Origin of the sequence: Legionella steigerwaltii, from assembly GCF_001468065.1 — a bacterium.
GTDB lineage: Bacteria > Pseudomonadota > Gammaproteobacteria > Legionellales > Legionellaceae > Legionella > Legionella steigerwaltii.
Map to the genome: position 1 here is coordinate 262,002 of NZ_LNYZ01000001.1, position 18,250 is coordinate 280,251.

Below are 18,250 nucleotides of genomic sequence, written 5' to 3' on the forward strand. Positions count from 1 at the left end.
GTCCAATTTTTAAGTGACTCTAAATCTGCTAAGGATAACTCCTCTTGTGTCTGCCAGCAATAGATTATTGTTGGAATAAGCGACGAAGTTGAATAAAAAGTATAAAAATAAGGAAAATTGAGCAAAAAATGAGAGAAGGATACTCATACCAAATGATCCAGGGAGTCAAACCTTCAGCAGGAAATATACTACTTTGTAAAAGACCGGGACTAAAAGGAGGAAGACTTTCTATTATATCTCCGTTGGAGGCTATGACTGATGATAGACCGTCATTATTGACAACTACCTGATAGCGACCTGTAAGCAGAGAAAGGACTTGGGCCATTTGTAATTGTTGGTAGCTGGCTAATGAGTGTCCAAACCAGCCATTGTCACTAATGGATACGATCCATTGAGCTTTAGGCATTTGTTCGCGCAATAGTTTCGGATAAACAATCTCATAACAAATGAGACTAGCTATTGGATGGTTTTCAATTCGAATTAGAGATTGTTTTCTTTTTCCGGGCAATAAATTGGGTTCAGGTAAATTAAGCCAACGATTAATCTTAACTAAAGGTTTGGGAATGTATTCTCCAAAAGGAACGAGTTGGCGTTTGAGTTTTTTTCCTTTTGCTTGTCCAAGCGTAATCACTGAGTTGTAATAATTAGTTTCCCTATCATTTGTAGGCTGTAAAATACCTAACATAAGCGCACTTTTTGCTTTCAATGCTTTATTATTCAGCTTAAGTAAATATTTATCCAAATAACTTGCGGGAAGCGGTATGGCTGACTCGGGCAAAATAATTAATTGTTTTCCTAAAAGTTTATTAATCGCATTTTCATAGTACTTTAGTAAGTTCCAAAATAAGGTTTCATCCCATTTATCTCGCATGGATAAATTAGCTTGAACAGCGCCAATGCTAATAGGCTCTTGCTTGATTTGAGACCATGAAATATTTTTGCATAGTGTTGGGCTGATAAGAATCAGCACAATAACGATTAAATAGTGGTAACGTTTTGGGGAGTTTTGTGAGACAGCTAAAGTGAGTAATGCCGAAATAAAGACACAAACTAAACTTAGTCCATAAACTCCTAAAATAGGAGCAATGTATTTTATTGGCGTATCAATAAGAGGTGTGCCTACTAACAACCAGGGGAAGCCAGTAAATAAAGAAGCGCGGCAATACTCGCTCAAACACCATAAGACACAAAATAGAGTTAAAGAGAGAAGCTTTCGATTTTTATCTTCAAGCAATTTATATAGGTAAGCAACAAGTGCGGGGAAGAGCGAAAGATACATAATGAAAATTAATGTAACTAATCCCGCAAGGCAATAATTGAGTTGACCATAATCATGAATACTGACTATGACCCAAGAAACTCCAAACCCGAAATAACCGATACCGTAGAGAAGTCCCAGAAAAAAACCTTGTTTTCTAGAGCAATTTTGAAGGCTAGAATAAAGGAATGCCAAACTTAATAGTGTCAGCCCTGGTATATGAAAAGGTGCAAAACCAAAGGGCGCCATTAGGCCTGCTATAAATACAAAAAAATATTTAACATAGCCAAGACGAATTGAGGAATTCAAGGGAATGGCATTGGCTAAAGCGGTTTGCTTCATGGGTGTAAAAAAATTATAAAAGAGTAAGATAATGGAGTCCTCTTCTTAGGTCAAGAATTAGTGAAACATTTTATAATCCTGGGCACTTTGTAGCCAGGGGGAAGCGCAGCGAAACCCGGGTTTACGGACATGAATAAAACCACCAATCCCGGGTTTCGCTGCGCTTCCCCCAGGCTACAGCTCAAATCAGGCTTTTCCTCAAGATTTTAAAATTGTGATGAATGGTAGATTTTATGCTCAGTACGCTCTCCAGGAGATTTATGTTATTTTTTCAGAACATAAGTCCCTGGTGCATCGCAAAGTGGCCTTATATTTTTTGCGGGGTTACCCAGTTCAGGTGGTTTCTTTTTAGGTCCTGAATAATCCACAAGCCATTTTTCCCAGGTTGGCCACCAGGAGCCTTCAAAATGAGGCGCTCTTTCTAGCCAAACATCTGGAGCTAAATGCTTATCATCTAGTTTATGTGTTAGCATTTGATAGCTTCGGCTGGAATCACCTGGCTCATTAACAATCCCTGTGTTGTGTCCTGCATCAGTTAATACAAATGTAATATCACTATCAGTAAAGTAATGAATTTTATAAACGGATTTCCAAGGTGCTATGTGATCTTTTATGGTACTTACGGCAAAAATTGGTACCCTGATGTCGGCAAGATTGACAGTTTCATCAAGAATGTTAAAACGTCCTTCAACTAAGTCGTTATTTAAAAATAAACTACGTAAATACTCGCTATGCATTTTGTAGGGCATTCTTGTAGTATCATAGTCCCATGCCATTAAGTCACTGACCTTCTGTCGTTTACCCAATAAATAATCATAAACCAGGCGAGACCAAATGAGATCTATAGACCGTAACATACTGAACGCACCGGCCATTTGAGACCCGTCCAGGTAGCCTTTTTCCCACATAATGTCTTCAATGTAAGTAAGTTGGTTTTCGTCAATAAATAACTGCAGTTCACCTGCATCCTGAAAATCAGTTTGGGCTGCAAACAAAGTCATTGATTTTAATCGATCATCTTCTTTTGCCGCCATTTTTGCTGCAACCATGGTTAATAAGGTTCCTCCGATACAATAACCTACTGTATGGATTTTTTCATTTGGGATAATTTGATTAATTGTATTTAATGCATCCATCACACCATGTATTGCATAATCGGAGAAATCTAAGTCCCGATCTTCAGAAGTTGGATTTTTCCAGGAAATCATGAATACCGTGTGTCCTTTATCCACTAAAAATTTAACCATGGAATTGTTAGGTGAAAGATCGAGTATGTAATACTTCATAATCCAGGCAGGGATGATTAAGATAGGTTCTGGATAGACAGTGGATGTTGTTGGCTCATATTGGATAAGCTCAATTAATTGATTTCTATAAATAACCTTTCCAGGTGTTATCGCTATGTTTTCTCCTACTTTGTAGTGTTCACTGCCTGCAGGCGGTTCATTATTTAGATTCCTGGTCACGTCATCAATAAAATTATTCCATCCTTTGATAAAATTCATACCTCCCTCATTAAGTGTCTCAGTAATTACTTCAGGATTCATTCCAGGAACATTTGAGGGAGCACAGACATCCAAAAATTGACGTGTGACAAAATTAACAATATTTTCATTATGTTTGGAAACCCCACGAAGATGTGTAGTGGCATCATCCCACCATTCTTCAGTTAACAAAAAAGATTGAGAATATACGTTGAATGGAAATTGAGACCATAACTCATTTTGAAAGCGATAATCTGTTTGACGCACTTCGATACAAGGTTCGCATTCATCCTGACTCTGTTGTTGTATATACAACAATAAATGGCCCAATTTTTTGAGTGCTTCTTTATTTAAGTTGGCTAGTTTTGCTGGTGAAAAATATAAATAAATTAACCAATCTGCAAAAGATAGCAAGAGCGTACCAGGTGATAACCAGTTGCTGAATTGGCTGATTGCTGCATGGAATAGTCTATCGTAACTAAGCCCTTCATAGTCGCATTTTTTTTCTGATTCAGTGGATAGATGGGGTTGTATATTTCCAACTGATTTTGGATGCTTCTTTTTTGATTTATACATGACAAACTCCTTTTGCCAAATCCAAAAAATATTTTTAAATAGAGGTTTTTACAACATTATGCATCAAAAATAGGAATAACTCGATTTTTAAAAAATAACACGTTGAGTTTCTTGAGTATAGTTCAGAGAATACTATCCAATTCCCAATATTTTGTGTAGGATGATCGCGTTTTATAATGGGAGAGGGATTAAATGTATAATGTAATGATTACTGGCGCAGGGAAAATTGGTAGCTTAATCGCTTGTTTATTATCAGACAGTGGTTCCTACCAGGTTCATTTAGTTGATATCGATTTTAATGGATCGGATGTGAAAAGGCTGTTGGAAGCAGTACCCCAAATTAAAACTGTAGCCTTAGATGTTAAAGATCAGCAGTCAACACAAGCTTACATGGAAAAACATGATATTGTTGCTGTGATTTCAAGCCTTCCATATTTTTTAAATACCTATGTTGCTGAAGCTGCAAAAGCTGCTAAAGCGCATTATTTTGATCTCACGGAAGATACAGCAGTTACAGAAGCTGTAAAGGCAATCGCGCTTGATGCAGAAACTGCTTTCGTTCCTCAATGCGGATTAGCTCCTGGCTTTATTAGCATTGCAGCGAATAGTCTTATGCAGGAGTTTGAAGAGAATTATCATGTGAAATTACGTGTAGGAGCTCTTCCACAAAATGCAAACAATGCACTTCAATACTCATTAACGTGGTCCACTGATGGGGTGATCAACGAATACGGCAACCCGTGTTATGCAATTAAATATGGAAAGGCGGTCACTTTGGCACCTTTAGAAGGATTGGAAACCATTCAAATTGATGGTTGTGAATATGAAGCGTTTAATACTTCTGGAGGGTTGGGAAGTTTGGCAGAGATGCACGCTGGTAAAGTACAAACCATGAATTATAAAACAATGCGCTATCCAGGCCATTGTTCAAAGATGCGTTTATTAATGAACGACTTAAGACTAAATCAAGACAGGCCTACTTTAAAACGCATTTTGGAAAATGCAATTCCCAAAACGTATCAAGATCTTGTTATTGTCTATGTGTCCGTTGAAGGAATGAAGCGTGGCGAGTTGACGGAAAAAAATTATGTGAAAAAGATTTATCCCGAAGAAATTTGTGGTTTGGAGTGGTCAGCAATTCAAATAAGTACTGCTTCAGGTGTTTGTGCAGTAGTGGATTTGGTACTGGGACAATCTAATGAATATAAGGGTCTTGTATTACAGGAAAAATTCCACTTGTCTGCTGTTTTAGAAAATCGATTTGGTCGCTATTACGCGTAACCTGGGATGTCGTTGTACTGTTCCCGGGTTTTACATAGTTGTACCCGGGCTACTATGGAGATAATGAATGGATATATTAAAACGCTTGAAAATTCATGCAGTTAATCCAGGCGCGTATAGTGGTCAGGGTTGGCAAAGTGGAGTTCATGAACATCAGTTAATCTCTTATAATCCAGCAAATGGTGAAAAGCTTGCAGAAATAGCAACCTGCACTATGGATGATTATGAGGAGATTATGACCCGTGCGCAGTATGCGGCACATGAGTGGAGAAAAGTTCCAGCTCCAAAAAGAGGCGAAATAATAAGGCAAATTGGTCAAGCATTGCGTGAACATAAAGATGCCTTAGGTAGTTTGGTTTCTTTAGAAATGGGTAAGTCCAAGCAGGAAGGGGATGGTGAAGTTCAGGAAATGATTGATATTGCTGATTTTGCAGTAGGTCAATCACGAATGTTATATGGGAATACGATGCATTCTGAACGTCCTCAACACAGAATGTATGAGCAATGGCACCCCTATGGTATAGTAGGTGTTATTTCTGCATTTAACTTCCCAGTAGCAGTTTGGTCTTGGAATGCTTTTCTTGCGGCTATTTGTGGTAATGTGACTCTGTGGAAACCTTCGGCAAAGACTCCCTTGTGTGCCATAGCCGTTCAGCATATTTGTAATGATGTGTTAAAAGCTAATGGTTGTCCTGAAATATTTAGTTTAGTTATTCCGGAAGACCATGATGTAGTTGAGGCTCTCGTTAATGATAAACGCATTCCTCTTATTTCATTTACTGGCTCAACGGCAGTAGGAAAGCAAGTTGCCGCAAAAGTTGCTGCCCGATTGGGTAAGACTATTCTGGAGTTAGGTGGTAACAATGCGATAATTCTTGATGAGTCAGCTGATCTTCATTTAGCAATTCCTGCGATTGTTTTTGGAGCAGTGGGTACTGCGGGGCAACGATGCACTTCTACACGTCGTTTATTTGTTCATCATTCCAAGTACGATTATGTCGTTGAACGGTTACGTTTTGCTTATGAACAGATAACAATTGGTGATCCTTTAGATAAGATCAATTTAATGGGTCCGCTTATTGATAAACAAGCTGTAGATCAATTTAATCAAGCAATAGTTCAAATCAAAGAAGCAGGCGGGCGAATTATTTTTGGTGGTCAACCAATACATGGCCCAGGCTTTTTTGTACAACCTACATTGGTATGTGATGTAAAAAATCATTGGGATATTGTACAAGAAGAAACATTTGCACCGATTTTATATGTTATGCCTTTTCAGACCATTGATGAAGCGATTGCGTTACAAAATCATGTACCTCAGGGTTTATCTTCTGCCATGTTTACTCAAAATTTAAAAAATGCAGAGCATTTTTTAAGTGCCTGGGGAAGTGATTGCGGTATAGCCAATATCAACATCGGTACTTCAGGTGCCGAAATTGGCGGCGCGTTTGGAGGAGAAAAAGAAACCGGTGGTGGTCGTGAGTCGGGGTCTGATTCCTGGAAAGCATACATGCGTCGACAAACCAATACGATTAACTGGGGAAACGAATTACCTTTAGCTCAAGGTATTCGTTTTGATTTGGCTTGATTGATACTGAGCCGCAAATTATAACCGCGCGAAGTACAGTAAAAATTGTAGCCTGGGTGAAGCGAAGCGTAACCCGGGTTGTTTTGTACGATAAGAAACCCGGGTTACGCTTCGCTTCACCCAGGCTACATTTTAATTAACGAGGGAAAATGAAATGCAGGGACCTTTTTTTATTAAAAAAGTCGCAGTTCTGGGAGCCGGTGTTATGGGGGCACAGATTGCGGCGCACTGTGTTAACGCAGGTTTTGAAACCTTACTTTATGATTTGGCGTCTAAAGAGGGGAACACGAATGCGCTGATCGATAAAGCAATAGCTAATTTAGGGAAGCTAAAACCTGCTCCGCTTGCAACAACCCAAACTGGTGCGTTATTGCAAGCACGAAATTATGAACAACACCTTGCTGATTTATCTTCATGCGATTTAATTATCGAAGCAATTGCTGAACGCTTGGACTGGAAAGAAGATTTATACAAGCGTATTTCACCATTTATAGCAGAACATTCTATTCTAGTGAGTAATACATCGGGTTTAAGTATTGATTCATTATGCTCTGTTTTACCCGAAGCGCATAGAAAGAATTTTTGCGGTGTGCATTTTTTTAATCCCCCACGTTACATGCATCTCGCTGAACTGATTCCTGCTAAAACTACGGATAAAGAATTAGTAGATAATCTGGAGACGTGGTTAACACGTTATTTGGGTAAAGGAGTGGTGCGTGCTAAAGATACACCTAATTTTATTGGTAATCGTATTGGCGTATTTTCACTCTTAACGACTTTGCATCATGCTTTTGCTATGGATATGGGATTGGATGAAGTCGATGCATTAACTGGCCCTTTGTTGGGGCGACCAAAGTCTGCAACTTTTCGTACTATGGACGTTGTTGGTTTAGATACTATGCAACATGTAATCCATACAATGCAGCAACAGTTGCAAGATGATCCATGGCATCACAGCTTTAAACTTCCTGAATGGCTCACTAATCTGATTAAAGAAGGGCATTTGGGGCAAAAAACTGGTCAAGGTATTTACAGAAAAAATGGCAAGATTATCGAGGTGTATGATATTAAATCCGCGACTTATCGCCCAGCTCAACCTGCTGTGAATGATGAGTTAAAAGCAATTATGCGTGAGTCTGATCCTGCTGCGCGTATGCAAAAACTTATCACTTCCAACAATAAGCAAGCGCAATTTTTGGCGGCATGTTTCAGAGATTTATTTCATTATTGTGCGTATCATCTTGAGGCAATTGCAGACAATGTTAGAGACGTTGATTTGGCAATACGGTGGGGCTTTGGTTGGATGCAAGGACCATTTGAAACATGGCAGTTAGCTGATTTGACAAGAATGACACAGTATATTAACCAGGCTATAAAAGAAAAATCAGCACTTAGTACAGCACAATTACCTGGGTGGCTTTTTGAAATCGATGCCTTCTATACCGAAAAAGGTGCTTATTCTCCACAAATAAATAATTATCAGCCTCGAAGTCAACTGCCTGTTTACAAACGCCAATTTTTTACCGACCGTGTCATTAAGGAAACAGCTCATTCTACATCTGTAATTTATGAAAATGAAGGTGTGCGCTTATGGCATTTACAAGATGATGTTGCTGTAGTGAGTTTTAAAAGTAAAGCGAATACAGTGGGGCAATCAGTTCTTGATGGACTGGAAGCTGCAGTTGACGTTGCAGAGAAACAATGCCGTGGGATGATCATTTATCAACAAGACGCAACTAATTTTAGTTCTGGTGCTGATTTACATGGTGTTCTAAGTTTAATTAAAGACAAGAAAATGCAAGCTTTGGACGATATGATTGGACAATTTCAACGTGTGGTTTTGCGTTTTAAATACAGTTCTATCCCAACAGTTGCGGCTCTGAGAGGACGTGCTCTTGGTGGTGGTTGTGAATTAATGATGCACTGTGATGCTGTTGTTGCTGCTTTTGAAGCTTATCCAGGCCTAGTTGAGTTTGGGGTCGGAGTGATACCTGCTGGTGGTGGGTGTAAGGAGATGGCAATGCGGGCTGCTCATCTTGCTCCTAAAGGTGATTTAATGACAGTGTTACAGAGTTACTACCAACAAATAGCTACTGCACAAGTTGCTGGTTCAGCTGCCGATGCAATGCAGATGGGGTATTTGCGCAGTACAGACAGCTATGTGATGCATGCGGATGAGGTACTTTATGTAGCCTTGGCCAAGATTAATTTTATGCATGCAGCGAATTATCTGCCTCCTTTAAAGAAACAGTTTCAAATTGCAGGAATTGAAGGTAAAGCACGATTGCAAGCAGGTTTAGTTAACTGGTTAGAAGGTGGATTCATCTCTCAGCATGATTATTTTATTGCGACGGAGTTGGCAACTGTACTTTGTGGTGGCAATCTCAATCAAAACACTTTTGTTGATGAAAACTGGATGCTTAAATTAGAGCGTGAAGCCTTTATAACACTTGCTGCATCACCATTAACACAAGCACGGATTAGTCATTTATTAGAGACTGGCAAGCCGTTACGCAATTAAGGGAGATTTAAAAATGACTAATGTATATATAGTTGACGCATTACGTACTCCTGTTGGTAAAGCACCACGTGGTGTATTTAAACATACTTTACCGGACGATTTATTGGCTCATGTAATTAAAAATTTAATGGAGCGTAATCCATCTGTGGATCACCAAGAAATAGGGGATATTGCAATAGGTTGTGCTATGCCTGAGGCTGAACAAGGCATGAATGTGGCACGTATTGCAGCGTTACTTGCTGATTTACCTCAATCTGTTCCTGCAATGACAATCAACCGTTTTTGTTCTTCTGGAGTACAAAGTATTGCTACAGTTGCAGAGACCATACGTTGTGGGGATATACACTTGGCCCTTGCAGGTGGTGTTGAAAGTATGTCCATGGTTCCTTTAGGTGGAAATAAATACACAGCTAACCCTATTATATTCAATAACGAAGATATCGCGATCGCATATGGCATGGGGATTACTGCAGAAAATGTTGCAAAACGCTGGGAAATTACTCGTGAACAGCAAGATGAATTTGCTGCTGAAAGTCATAAGAAAGCGGTAGCGGCACAACAACGGGGTGATTTTAAAGCAGAAATTAGCCCCGTAGAAATTACTATAAGACAGGCTGACTTAGGTCATTCTACCACTTTGGTAAAGAAAAAGTGGATTAATGATGATGAAGGGCCACGAGCAGATACTTCTTATGAAGTCATTTCTAAATTAAAACCTGTTTTTGCCGCAAAAGGAACAGTTACTGCAGGAAACAGTTCACAAACTAGTGATGGAGCCGGTATTGCTTTACTCGCCAGTGAGCAAGCTTTGCGTCAATATAATTTAAAACCGATTGGTCGATTGTTGAGTTATGCTGTAGCTGGTGTTCCACCTGAAATTATGGGAATTGGTCCTATAAAGGCGATTCCTGTCGCCTTAAAGCGAGCAGGTATTACTATAGAGCAACTTGATTGGATAGAGCTTAACGAGGCATTTGCCGCTCAAGCTTTGGCTGTAATTAAAGAACTCGATCTTCCTTTAAGCAAGGTAAATCCTTTAGGCGGAGCTATTGCCTTAGGACATCCTTTAGGTGCTACGGGGGCGATAAGAACGGCTACTTTATTGCATGGTCTAAGGAGGATTAAAGGACGATATGGGATGGTCACCATGTGCATTGGTACGGGCATGGGTGCCGCAGCAATATTTGAAGCTTTATAGTCGGTAACATAGTCCCGGGTTATGCTGCGCCAATTCGACTACAAAAGATGAAACCGTCATCTAACCGTAGTTGGTGAGGAGCGAAAGCCATACCCGGGAAAACATGTAGATCACATGTCGTAAAGAAAAGTTTTTTAAATAAGATGCCGCCTAGTTTTTATCGCGGAATATGATGCGGCCTTTAGTTAAGTCATAAGGGGTTAACTCGACTTTAACTTTGTCGCCAGTCAAAATTCTAATGTAATTTTTACGCATACGACCAGAAATGTGTGCAGTGATAACATGTCCATTTTCTAATTCAACACGAAACATGGTGTTGGGTAGGGTATCTATAACGGTACCAGCCATTTCTATATGATCTTCTTTTGCCATAGGTCTCTCAGTGATGTACCAAATAATGTTTATTGGATATGCGTGTATACTGCACTAAAATGAAGAAAATGGCAATCTAAGCGCGTCAAAATTTAACTATAATGTCATTTCGTAATGGGGTTTATTTGTATCACCATCTGTAAACTATTTATCAAGTTAAGTTTGAACCTAAATTTTTATTGATATTGGTTAAATGAGGGGTATCTTCAGTTATAAATGCATCACCAACGTAGCCCAAAAAATGCTTTTCCTTACTCACTTGTGTATGGCTCGGTCTAATAAGTCTACTCAGATCAAATCCATACTCTTCTTTTTTTAATTCGAGGCTTAACATCTTAATTTGCTCGGGGGTAGCTTTTTGTTCAAATAGAGTCTTTGCAGTTTTGATAAAACTCTGCATTTCTTTATCAAATTTTTCCTTATCACGAATATATTTAGTTTTTACCTCGAGTGTAGCAGTAAATGAAGGCTCTTTAGGGGGCTTGGGTACACGTTTCCAACCTTCGTTGGTTAAGCCGAATCGGAGATTTTTTACCATATCTTGTTCTTGTGAGTAATATGAAACAGTCATAAGCCCTTGAAAATTCTTATCTTCTCTAATTAAAAATACGGCTTTAGTTTCTTTTTTTTTGGCATCGTTGTTTTCCAAAATTTTATGTAATACGCTCTCCTCAATTTTTCCAAAAATAACAGGAACCTTTGACGCTGGTTTTGATTCCATAGAAAAATACTCCAGGTGCTTAACACATTACATTATCATTTCATGAGGGCATTACCTACGTGAATGATAATTACTAATTCGCATTGTATAATGATAGTACATTATTGTTATTGTTTGAAATAATTAAGTCAAACAGATGTTCCATAAGCCTTTTTTTGTAGGGTGTTCTAATGATTGATGCAGTAAATGAAGAAATTCTCTACGATCAATAATTTTAGCTCCAAGGTTTTGTAAATGACTCGTGGGAATTTGGCAATCAATAAAATCAAAATTCCATTCTGCCATGGTTTTAGATAAATAATAAAAAGCAATTTTTGATGCATCAGTCATTTTATGGAACATCGATTCACCAAAAAAAGCATGGCCTAAGCTGAGTCCATACAAGCCTCCAACCAGTTTATTCTCATACCATATTTCAAAGGAATGTGCATAGCCCATCGTATGCAAGTGGGTATATGCTTCAATCATCTCTTGAGTTATCCAAGTATTATCAATTCGACCTGAACAAGTAGCGCATGCCATAATGACTTGTCTAAATTCAGTATCCACAGTGAAGGTAAAGGGTTTTTTTAGTGATTTTTGCAAACTACGAGACACCTTGAATTCGGTGGGAATCAATATAAGCCTTGGATTTGGGGACCACCAAAGAATGGGCATTCCAGGTTCGTACCAGGGAAAAATGCCTTGTCTATACGCTTGAAGTATGCGTTGGGGAGATAAATCACCGCCAATGAATAATAAACCCTGATCATCACTATTTTCTGGATTCGGAAAGGAGTAGATTTCATTATAACCCAATACAATCTCCTAGATTTATCTGGAATTTTTCTCTCATAGAGTCTTTTTGTATTCTACAATTATTATAAACAAGAATTGGAGGAAACAATTGGATTATTTGTATAGTTTGGGAAATATTTTAATTCTTCTTAGCCTTAGCTTTAGGAAGGTGCTTTTTATTCGTACCATATTTGTATTATCTGATTTATCGTTTTTGCTTTATGGGGCATTAGCAAATGTTCCTCCTGTTGCGTTTTGGGCTATCGCATCATTACTCATTAATTTCGTACAGATCGGCATCTTGTTAAGAGATATGATCCCCAGAGATTTGCCTTATGATTTACAGCAAATAAAAGATTTATTTTTTTCTGATATGCAAACGAGTGATTTTGTTCGTCTTATTAAATTAAGTTATCGAGGTACTTCCAGTAATAAAGAAATATTAATTAAGGGAAATCCTGTAGAAAATCTCATGTTGATTACAAAAGGGAAAGTCTATATTGAAGTAGAGGGATCTATTCTTGAGCTTGGTCCCTATCACTTTATTGGTGAGATGAGTTATTTTAGAGATGGGAAAGCGAATACTACAATCCATGCACAAGAGCCTGTAGATTATTTGTATTGGCGGTATACCGATTTGCAGCGCTTGCAAGAAAAAAAACCACCTTTATTTATGAAAATGGTTGAGGCTATGGGAAAAGATATTATGTTGAAAATGCTTAACCAACAAAAAGCATCTGAGTCATCAAAAACAGTGTAGCCCAGATTAGCGCCGCGTAATCCGGGTAACAAGATTTACGAGACTATATATTCCCCAAATTCAAATCTAAATATTGTTCTGCATCAAGTGCTGCCATACAACCAAAGCCAGCAGAGGTAATGGCTTGTCGATACACATGATCTGCCACGTCGCCACAGGCAAATACACCTGGAATGGAAGTGCTGGTTGCCATCCCTTCCAGTCCCGATTTAATAACGATATAACCATTATTCATGAGAAGCTGGTCTTTAAATAAATCAGTGTTGGGTGTATGTCCTATGGCGATGAATACGCCATCCACATTTAATAATTCTTTTGTATCATTTTGTACATTGCGGATTAAAGCACCAGTTACTTTTTTATCATCGCCAATTACTTCATCAAGAGTAGCGTTCCATATTATTTTAATATTACCATTGCGTGTTTTTTCAAAAAGTTTATCCTGAAGAATTTTTTCAGCACGCAGGCTGTCTCGTCGATGCACTAAAGTTACAGTAGAGGCAAGATTTGATAAATAGAGTGCCTCTTCAACAGCAGTATTCCCTCCACCAATAACGCAAACTGCTTTATTGCGGTAAAAAAAGCCATCGCAGGTGGCGCAGGCAGATACTCCTCTACCTTGATAAGCTGACTCCGATTCTAATCCCAGGTAGCGTGCAGAAGCTCCTGTTGCAATGATCAGCGCGTCACAAGTATAGGTATCGCTATCGCCATGAAGAGTAAAAGGTGCTTGTGTTAAATTCGCTTTAACAATATGATCAAAAATAATTTGAGTATCAAAGCGTTCTGCGTGTTTTTGCATACGCTCCATCAGGGCAGGGCCTTGTAATCCCTCGATGTCACCAGGCCAGTTATCTACATCTGTGGTGGTCGTGAGTTGACCTCCAGGTTGCATTCCAGTAATTAAAACTGGATGAAGATTGGCTCTTGCGGCATAGACTGCGGCGGTGTAACCTGCTGGCCCTGAACCTAATATAATTAAGCGATGATGATTGCTTGAGCTCATTGTCTCTGCCTTCCTTAATATTTTAATATTTTGTGTTAAGATGGCGAATATTATGACAAAAACGAAGATATGAAAATACCTATGGAAAAACAACATTCAGGAAAAAAAGCGAGCAGTTCTAAAAAACATATGCCTACCTATGTTGTAAAGCGACTTAGCGAGGGTAGTTTTATATTAATTTTAACAAGCGCTCTTTTTGTGCTCTTGTCATTGCTCACTTATAAAATCAGTGATCCGGGCTTTTCACATGGTTCAAGAGCTGGAACTGTTGTTGTGAATTCGGGTGGGCAAGTAGGCGCTTATATTGCTGATGCACTTTATTTTGTATTTGGCTATTTTGCTTATTTGGTACCGATTGCCTTTGTTTATATCTCCTGGGCTCTATTACAAGATTTACGCGCTTTAAAGAGTCTTGATAAATTCGTTTTACTACTTCGTTCCGTTGGTTTAATGCTCATGTTTGCAGGAGGGTGTGGCTTATTAAGTCTTGAAGCCGAAATGAATCAATTGGATTCCGTCCATGGCGCTGGGGGATTCGTAGGACAAGCAGTTGGTGGTGGTTGGTACCAAATGCTCAATTTGCATGGGGCAAGTTTAGTTCTATTAGCCATGCTCTTAGTGGGGACTACTTGGCTAACTGGTTTGTCCTGGATAAAAGCGATCGAACTGATAGGTTTTTATACTTTATTTGCTGTAAATTATGTTTCTAAAGCAGTACAGAAAACACTATCATTTATTAAGTCACAAGTTGAGCGTTCTAAATCAAGCAAAATCGCTATAACATCGAAAATACCGCGAGAAAAACCTGCTCCTAAATTATTTAAACCTAAAGCAGAGAAGGAAAAAGAAGTGAGTGCTCCTCCTGTTTTAATGACTCATGAGGTAAAACCTGAAATTGTCAAACTGGTTAAAGAAGTAAAAGAAATCCGCATTCCCAAAGTGAGTACCTCAGGTGATTTGCCATCACTCAGCTTACTGGATAAAGGTCAACCCGGTAAACCTATGGGCGGATATACCCATCAAGAATTGGAGAATTTATCGCGGGAGGTAGAGCAACACTTACTCGATTTCGGTATCCAAGCGGGTGTAGTGGCTGTGCACCCAGGACCTGTAGTAACCCGTTTTGAATTGCAATTGGCTGCTGGCGTCAAAGTGAGCAAACTGACTGCTTTGGCTAAAGATCTCGCTCGTTCTTTATCCGTAATTTCAGTTCGAGTAGTTGAAGTAATTCCAGGTAAAACTGTAGTAGGTCTAGAGCTGCCGAATCATTCACGAGAGACTGTTCGACTATCGGATGTTTTATTAGCGGATGTATACCAGCAGGCTCATTCGCCAATTACCTTGGCCCTAGGTGTAGATATTGCGGGCCACCCGGTAGTTGTTGATTTGGCAAAAATGCCTCATTTATTGGTTGCTGGAACAACAGGATCAGGTAAGTCAGTTGGTATTAATGCGATGATTTTAAGTATCTTGTTTAAGGCAACTCCAGACCAGGTACGCTTAATTATGGTTGATCCTAAGATGTTGGAACTATCAGTTTATGATGGAATACCGCATTTATTAACCCCTGTCGTCACCGATATGAAAGAGGCTGCCAGTGCTTTGCGTTGGTGCGTTGAAGAAATGGAGCGACGTTATAAGTTGATGGCTGCTTTGGGCGTAAGAAACTTGGCAGGTTTTAATAGTAAAATTTCCGAGGGCATTGCCAATGGTCAACCCATCGTTAATCCTTTATGGAAGCCTGTTGATTCAATGGATGAAACTGCTCCAGAGTTGGAGCTTTTACCACATATTGTTGTCGTGATTGATGAGCTTGCAGATATGATGATGGTTGTGGGCAAGAAAGTGGAGCAGTTAATTGCTCGTATTGCTCAAAAAGCTCGTGCAGCAGGAATTCATATGATTCTTGCAACCCAAAGACCTTCTGTAGATGTTTTGACTGGGTTGATTAAATCAAATATTCCGACGCGAATGTCATTCCAAGTTTCATCAAAAATTGATTCTCGTACTATATTAGATCAACAAGGTGCTGAACAATTATTAGGACATGGGGACATGTTGTATTTAGCACCAGGAAGCGGGGCGCCTTTACGAGTTCATGGCGCTTTTGTTGACGACAAAGAAGTACATCGTATTGCGGATGATTGGCGATCTCGTGGAGAGCCTGATTATATTGATGATATTTTAAAGTTGACGGCTGACGGTAATGAGGGAGGCTCTGATGAAGATGGTCAATCTGTCGAAGATGATGATCCTCTTTATGATCAAGCTGTTGAGTTCGTGATTCAAACACGTAAGGCCAGTATTTCTGCAGTACAACGACGTTTAAAGATAGGCTACAACAGAGCAGCTCGAATGGTTGAAGAAATGGAGCGAACAGGAATTGTAGGCCCATTAGATGGTGGTTATCGAGATGTCTTAGTGTCATCTGTGACGGAGGATTAACAATGAAAAAAATAGTGATCGCATTACTTTTAAGTGTTTCTACTGCTGTATTTAGTGAAACCCCCGATGTGTTACTGCAGACTAAATTAAATGGGATTCGTTCGATGACTGCTGTGTTTAAGCAAACAGTAAAAGCAAAACATCGGATAGTATCTAACTCATCAGGAACTATGGCATTACAGAGACCTGGTAGATTTCGTTGGCAAACCGTTCAACCTATGGCGCAATTAATGGTAGCTGATGGTCAGAGAATTTGGGTTTATGATAAAGACTTAGAGCAAGTAACTGTTAAAACGCAACGAAAAGGTTTAGGGGGTACTGCTGCTTTGTTCTTAAGTGGCTATGATAATACAGTAACCCGAGATTTTACTGTGACTCAGAGCAATGTAGGTAATGAGTTGGTTTTTGATCTGAAGTCAAAGTCACCTAAAGCAAATTTCCAACGAATAAAACTGGTGTTTCGCCAAAATAACCTTACTGGATTGGAGTTATACGATCAATTAGGCCAAGTGACTACGGTTCAATTATCACAAATTAAATCAAACCCTAAATTGGCAGCTAGTTTGTTTCAATTCAAAACGCCTAAAGGGGTTGATGTGGTACAGCAATGAGTTTGTTTAAAACAATGCCTGAACCACCTTTAGCAGAACTTTTAAGACCTAAAAACTTAGACGAAGTAATTGGACAAAGTCATTTATTAGGTGAAGGTAAATCTTTGCGACTTAGTTTTGCAAGTAAAAAACTTCATTCAATGATTTTATGGGGACCACCTGGAGTTGGTAAAACAACAATTGCCCGTATTGCTGCAGAAGCGTTTGATTGTGAATGGATTGCACTTTCTGCAGTGTTTTCGGGGGTTAAGGATATCCGTGCGGCAGTTGAAAAAGCACAGGAAAATCTAACTCATGGTCAACACACTATATTGTTCATTGATGAAATTCATCGTTTCAATAAAGCGCAACAAGATGCGCTATTACCATATACTGAATCAGGTCTAGTAACTTTTATAGGTGCTACAACGGAAAATCCTTCTTTTGAAGTAAATTCCGCTTTGTTATCACGTGCTCAGGTCTATGTTTTAAAATCTTTAACTGATGAAGAATTGAGGCAATTATTTCAAAAAGCGCATCAAGCGGTTTTATCTCCTATTCAATTTGATGATGATGCTATAGAAATGCTCCTTGGATTTGCTGATGGCGATGCCCGACGATTATTGAATAGTCTTGAACAATTACATACTGCATGTACTGCAATGAATAATGTTCATGTGACTAAAGAATTTGTTATGAATGTCTTGGCAGAACAAGTCAGGCGTTTTGATAAAAGTGGAGAAAATTTTTACGATCAAATTTCTGCGTTACATAAGTCAGTACGTGGTTCTAATCCTGATGCTGCTCTTTACTGGCTTTGTCGTATGTTAGATGGAGGAGTGGATCCTCGTTATTTAGCTCGGCGTATTGTAAGAATGGCTTGGGAAGATATTGGTTTAGCTGATCCTCGTGCGATCCAAATTGCAAACGATGCTGCAGTAACCTATGAACGATTAGGTTCTCCGGAAGGAGAGCTTGCACTAGGACAGGCTGTTATTTATCTATCAATCGCTGCAAAAAGTAATGCAGGGTATGTTGCTTTTAACCAAGCGATGGATTTTGTAAAACGTGATAAATCTCGGGAAGTGCCCGTCCATTTGCGTAATGCACCTACTCGTTTGATGAAAGAGTTAGGCTATGGAAAAAAATATCGTTATGCTCATGATGAACCGCATGCATATGCTGCTGGAGAACATTATTTACCCGAAGGAATGCAGGAGCCCGAATGGTATAAACCCGTACCACGCGGCTTGGAAATAAAAATTGCAGAAAAGCTAGCGTTTTTAAAATCATTGGATAAAAAAAATCAAGAGTCATAATCCGAACTACAG

Annotated in this window: 14 protein-coding genes; 8 read left to right on the plus strand and 6 right to left on the minus strand. The window is 39.1% G+C overall.

What is annotated here, in order from left to right:
• Positions 1–64 precede the first annotated feature (64 nt).
• Both lnt and Lstg_RS01150 read right to left on the minus strand, forming a co-directional pair.
• Positions 65–1,600, minus strand: coding sequence for an apolipoprotein N-acyltransferase (gene lnt / locus Lstg_RS01145; RefSeq protein WP_058475825.1), 1,536 nt, complete (start codon positions 1,598–1,600; stop codon positions 65–67).
• A gap of 263 nt (positions 1,601–1,863) precedes the next feature.
• On the minus strand, positions 1,864–3,660 hold the full coding sequence (locus Lstg_RS01150) for a PHA/PHB synthase family protein (protein WP_058475826.1): 1,797 nt from the start codon (positions 3,658–3,660) through the stop codon (positions 1,864–1,866).
• A gap of 192 nt (positions 3,661–3,852) precedes the next feature.
• Between Lstg_RS01150 and Lstg_RS01155 the strand changes: the two genes are divergently transcribed.
• The 4 genes from Lstg_RS01155 (at position 3,853) to Lstg_RS01170 (ending at position 10,248) form a co-directional block, all read left to right on the plus strand.
• Positions 3,853–4,941: a saccharopine dehydrogenase family protein gene (locus Lstg_RS01155; protein ID WP_058475827.1), complete on the plus strand. Its 1,089-nt coding sequence runs from the start codon at positions 3,853–3,855 to the stop codon at positions 4,939–4,941.
• A gap of 67 nt (positions 4,942–5,008) precedes the next feature.
• Complete coding sequence (amaB, locus tag Lstg_RS01160; protein WP_058475828.1) at positions 5,009–6,529, plus strand: L-piperidine-6-carboxylate dehydrogenase; 1,521 nt, start codon at positions 5,009–5,011, stop codon at positions 6,527–6,529.
• A 154-nt stretch (positions 6,530–6,683) separates the two neighbouring features.
• Positions 6,684–9,050: a 3-hydroxyacyl-CoA dehydrogenase/enoyl-CoA hydratase family protein gene (locus Lstg_RS01165; RefSeq protein WP_058475829.1), complete on the plus strand. Its 2,367-nt coding sequence runs from the start codon at positions 6,684–6,686 to the stop codon at positions 9,048–9,050.
• Between the two features lie 13 nt (positions 9,051–9,063).
• On the plus strand, positions 9,064–10,248 hold the full coding sequence (locus Lstg_RS01170; RefSeq protein ID WP_058475830.1) for an acetyl-CoA C-acyltransferase: 1,185 nt from the start codon (positions 9,064–9,066) through the stop codon (positions 10,246–10,248).
• Between the two features lie 150 nt (positions 10,249–10,398).
• Here the strand turns inward: Lstg_RS01170 and infA are convergent, their stop codons facing one another.
• The 3 genes from infA to aat all read right to left on the minus strand — a co-directional run bounded on the left by infA (position 10,399) and on the right by aat (position 12,139).
• On the minus strand, positions 10,399–10,620 hold the full coding sequence (gene infA, locus Lstg_RS01175) for a translation initiation factor IF-1 (protein ID WP_019233117.1): 222 nt from the start codon (positions 10,618–10,620) through the stop codon (positions 10,399–10,401).
• 151 nt (positions 10,621–10,771) lie between these two features.
• A complete protein-coding gene (locus tag Lstg_RS01180) occupies positions 10,772–11,341 on the minus strand; it encodes a hypothetical protein (protein WP_058475831.1) in 570 nt (189 codons plus the stop codon).
• Positions 11,342–11,464: 123 nt separating this feature from the next.
• On the minus strand, positions 11,465–12,139 hold the full coding sequence (aat, locus tag Lstg_RS01185; protein WP_058475832.1) for a leucyl/phenylalanyl-tRNA--protein transferase: 675 nt from the start codon (positions 12,137–12,139) through the stop codon (positions 11,465–11,467).
• A gap of 88 nt (positions 12,140–12,227) precedes the next feature.
• Between aat and Lstg_RS01190 the strand changes: the two genes are divergently transcribed.
• Entirely contained in the window at positions 12,228–12,878 is a 651-nt protein-coding gene (locus Lstg_RS01190; protein ID WP_082650772.1) for a cyclic nucleotide-binding domain-containing protein, read from the plus strand.
• Positions 12,879–12,921: 43 nt separating this feature from the next.
• Here Lstg_RS01190 and trxB read toward each other — a convergent pair whose 3' ends face one another.
• A complete protein-coding gene (gene trxB, locus Lstg_RS01195) occupies positions 12,922–13,884 on the minus strand; it encodes a thioredoxin-disulfide reductase (protein WP_058475833.1) in 963 nt (320 codons plus the stop codon).
• Between the two features lie 81 nt (positions 13,885–13,965).
• Here trxB and Lstg_RS01200 point away from each other — a divergent pair, with 81 nt between their 5' ends.
• From Lstg_RS01200 to Lstg_RS01210, 3 genes are read left to right on the plus strand one after another with little or no spacing between them, the layout of a single operon-like run.
• Positions 13,966–16,329, plus strand: a complete 2,364-nt coding sequence (locus Lstg_RS01200) for a DNA translocase FtsK (RefSeq protein WP_058475834.1) — start codon at positions 13,966–13,968, stop codon at positions 16,327–16,329.
• A gap of 2 nt (positions 16,330–16,331) precedes the next feature.
• Complete coding sequence (gene lolA, locus Lstg_RS01205) at positions 16,332–16,940, plus strand: outer membrane lipoprotein periplasmic chaperone LolA (RefSeq protein WP_058475835.1); 609 nt, start codon at positions 16,332–16,334, stop codon at positions 16,938–16,940.
• Entirely contained in the window at positions 16,937–18,238 is a 1,302-nt protein-coding gene (locus Lstg_RS01210; protein WP_058475836.1) for a replication-associated recombination protein A, read from the plus strand. Before lolA ends, Lstg_RS01210 begins: the two co-directional genes overlap by 4 nt.
• Positions 18,239–18,250 lie beyond the last annotated feature (12 nt).

Bases quoted from the DNA above. Each gene is read 5' to 3' on its own strand.
- lolA (WP_058475835.1), top strand. From the start codon at position 16,332: ATGAAAAAAATAGTGATCGCATTACTTTTAAGTGTTTCTACTGCTGTA.
- Lstg_RS01200 (WP_058475834.1), top strand. From the start codon at position 13,966: ATGGAAAAACAACATTCAGGAAAAAAAGCGAGCAGTTCTAAAAAACAT.
- Lstg_RS01155 (WP_058475827.1), top strand. From the start codon at position 3,853: ATGTATAATGTAATGATTACTGGCGCAGGGAAAATTGGTAGCTTAATC.
- Lstg_RS01170 (WP_058475830.1), top strand. From the start codon at position 9,064: ATGACTAATGTATATATAGTTGACGCATTACGTACTCCTGTTGGTAAA.
- infA (WP_019233117.1), bottom strand. From the start codon at position 10,620: ATGGCAAAAGAAGATCATATAGAAATGGCTGGTACCGTTATAGATACC.
- amaB (WP_058475828.1), top strand. From the start codon at position 5,009: ATGGATATATTAAAACGCTTGAAAATTCATGCAGTTAATCCAGGCGCG.
- lnt (WP_058475825.1), bottom strand. From the start codon at position 1,600: ATGAAGCAAACCGCTTTAGCCAATGCCATTCCCTTGAATTCCTCAATT.
- Lstg_RS01180 (WP_058475831.1), bottom strand. From the start codon at position 11,341: ATGGAATCAAAACCAGCGTCAAAGGTTCCTGTTATTTTTGGAAAAATT.
- Lstg_RS01210 (WP_058475836.1), top strand. From the start codon at position 16,937: ATGAGTTTGTTTAAAACAATGCCTGAACCACCTTTAGCAGAACTTTTA.
- trxB (WP_058475833.1), bottom strand. From the start codon at position 13,884: ATGAGCTCAAGCAATCATCATCGCTTAATTATATTAGGTTCAGGGCCA.
- Lstg_RS01165 (WP_058475829.1), top strand. From the start codon at position 6,684: ATGCAGGGACCTTTTTTTATTAAAAAAGTCGCAGTTCTGGGAGCCGGT.
- Lstg_RS01150 (WP_058475826.1), bottom strand. From the start codon at position 3,660: ATGTATAAATCAAAAAAGAAGCATCCAAAATCAGTTGGAAATATACAA.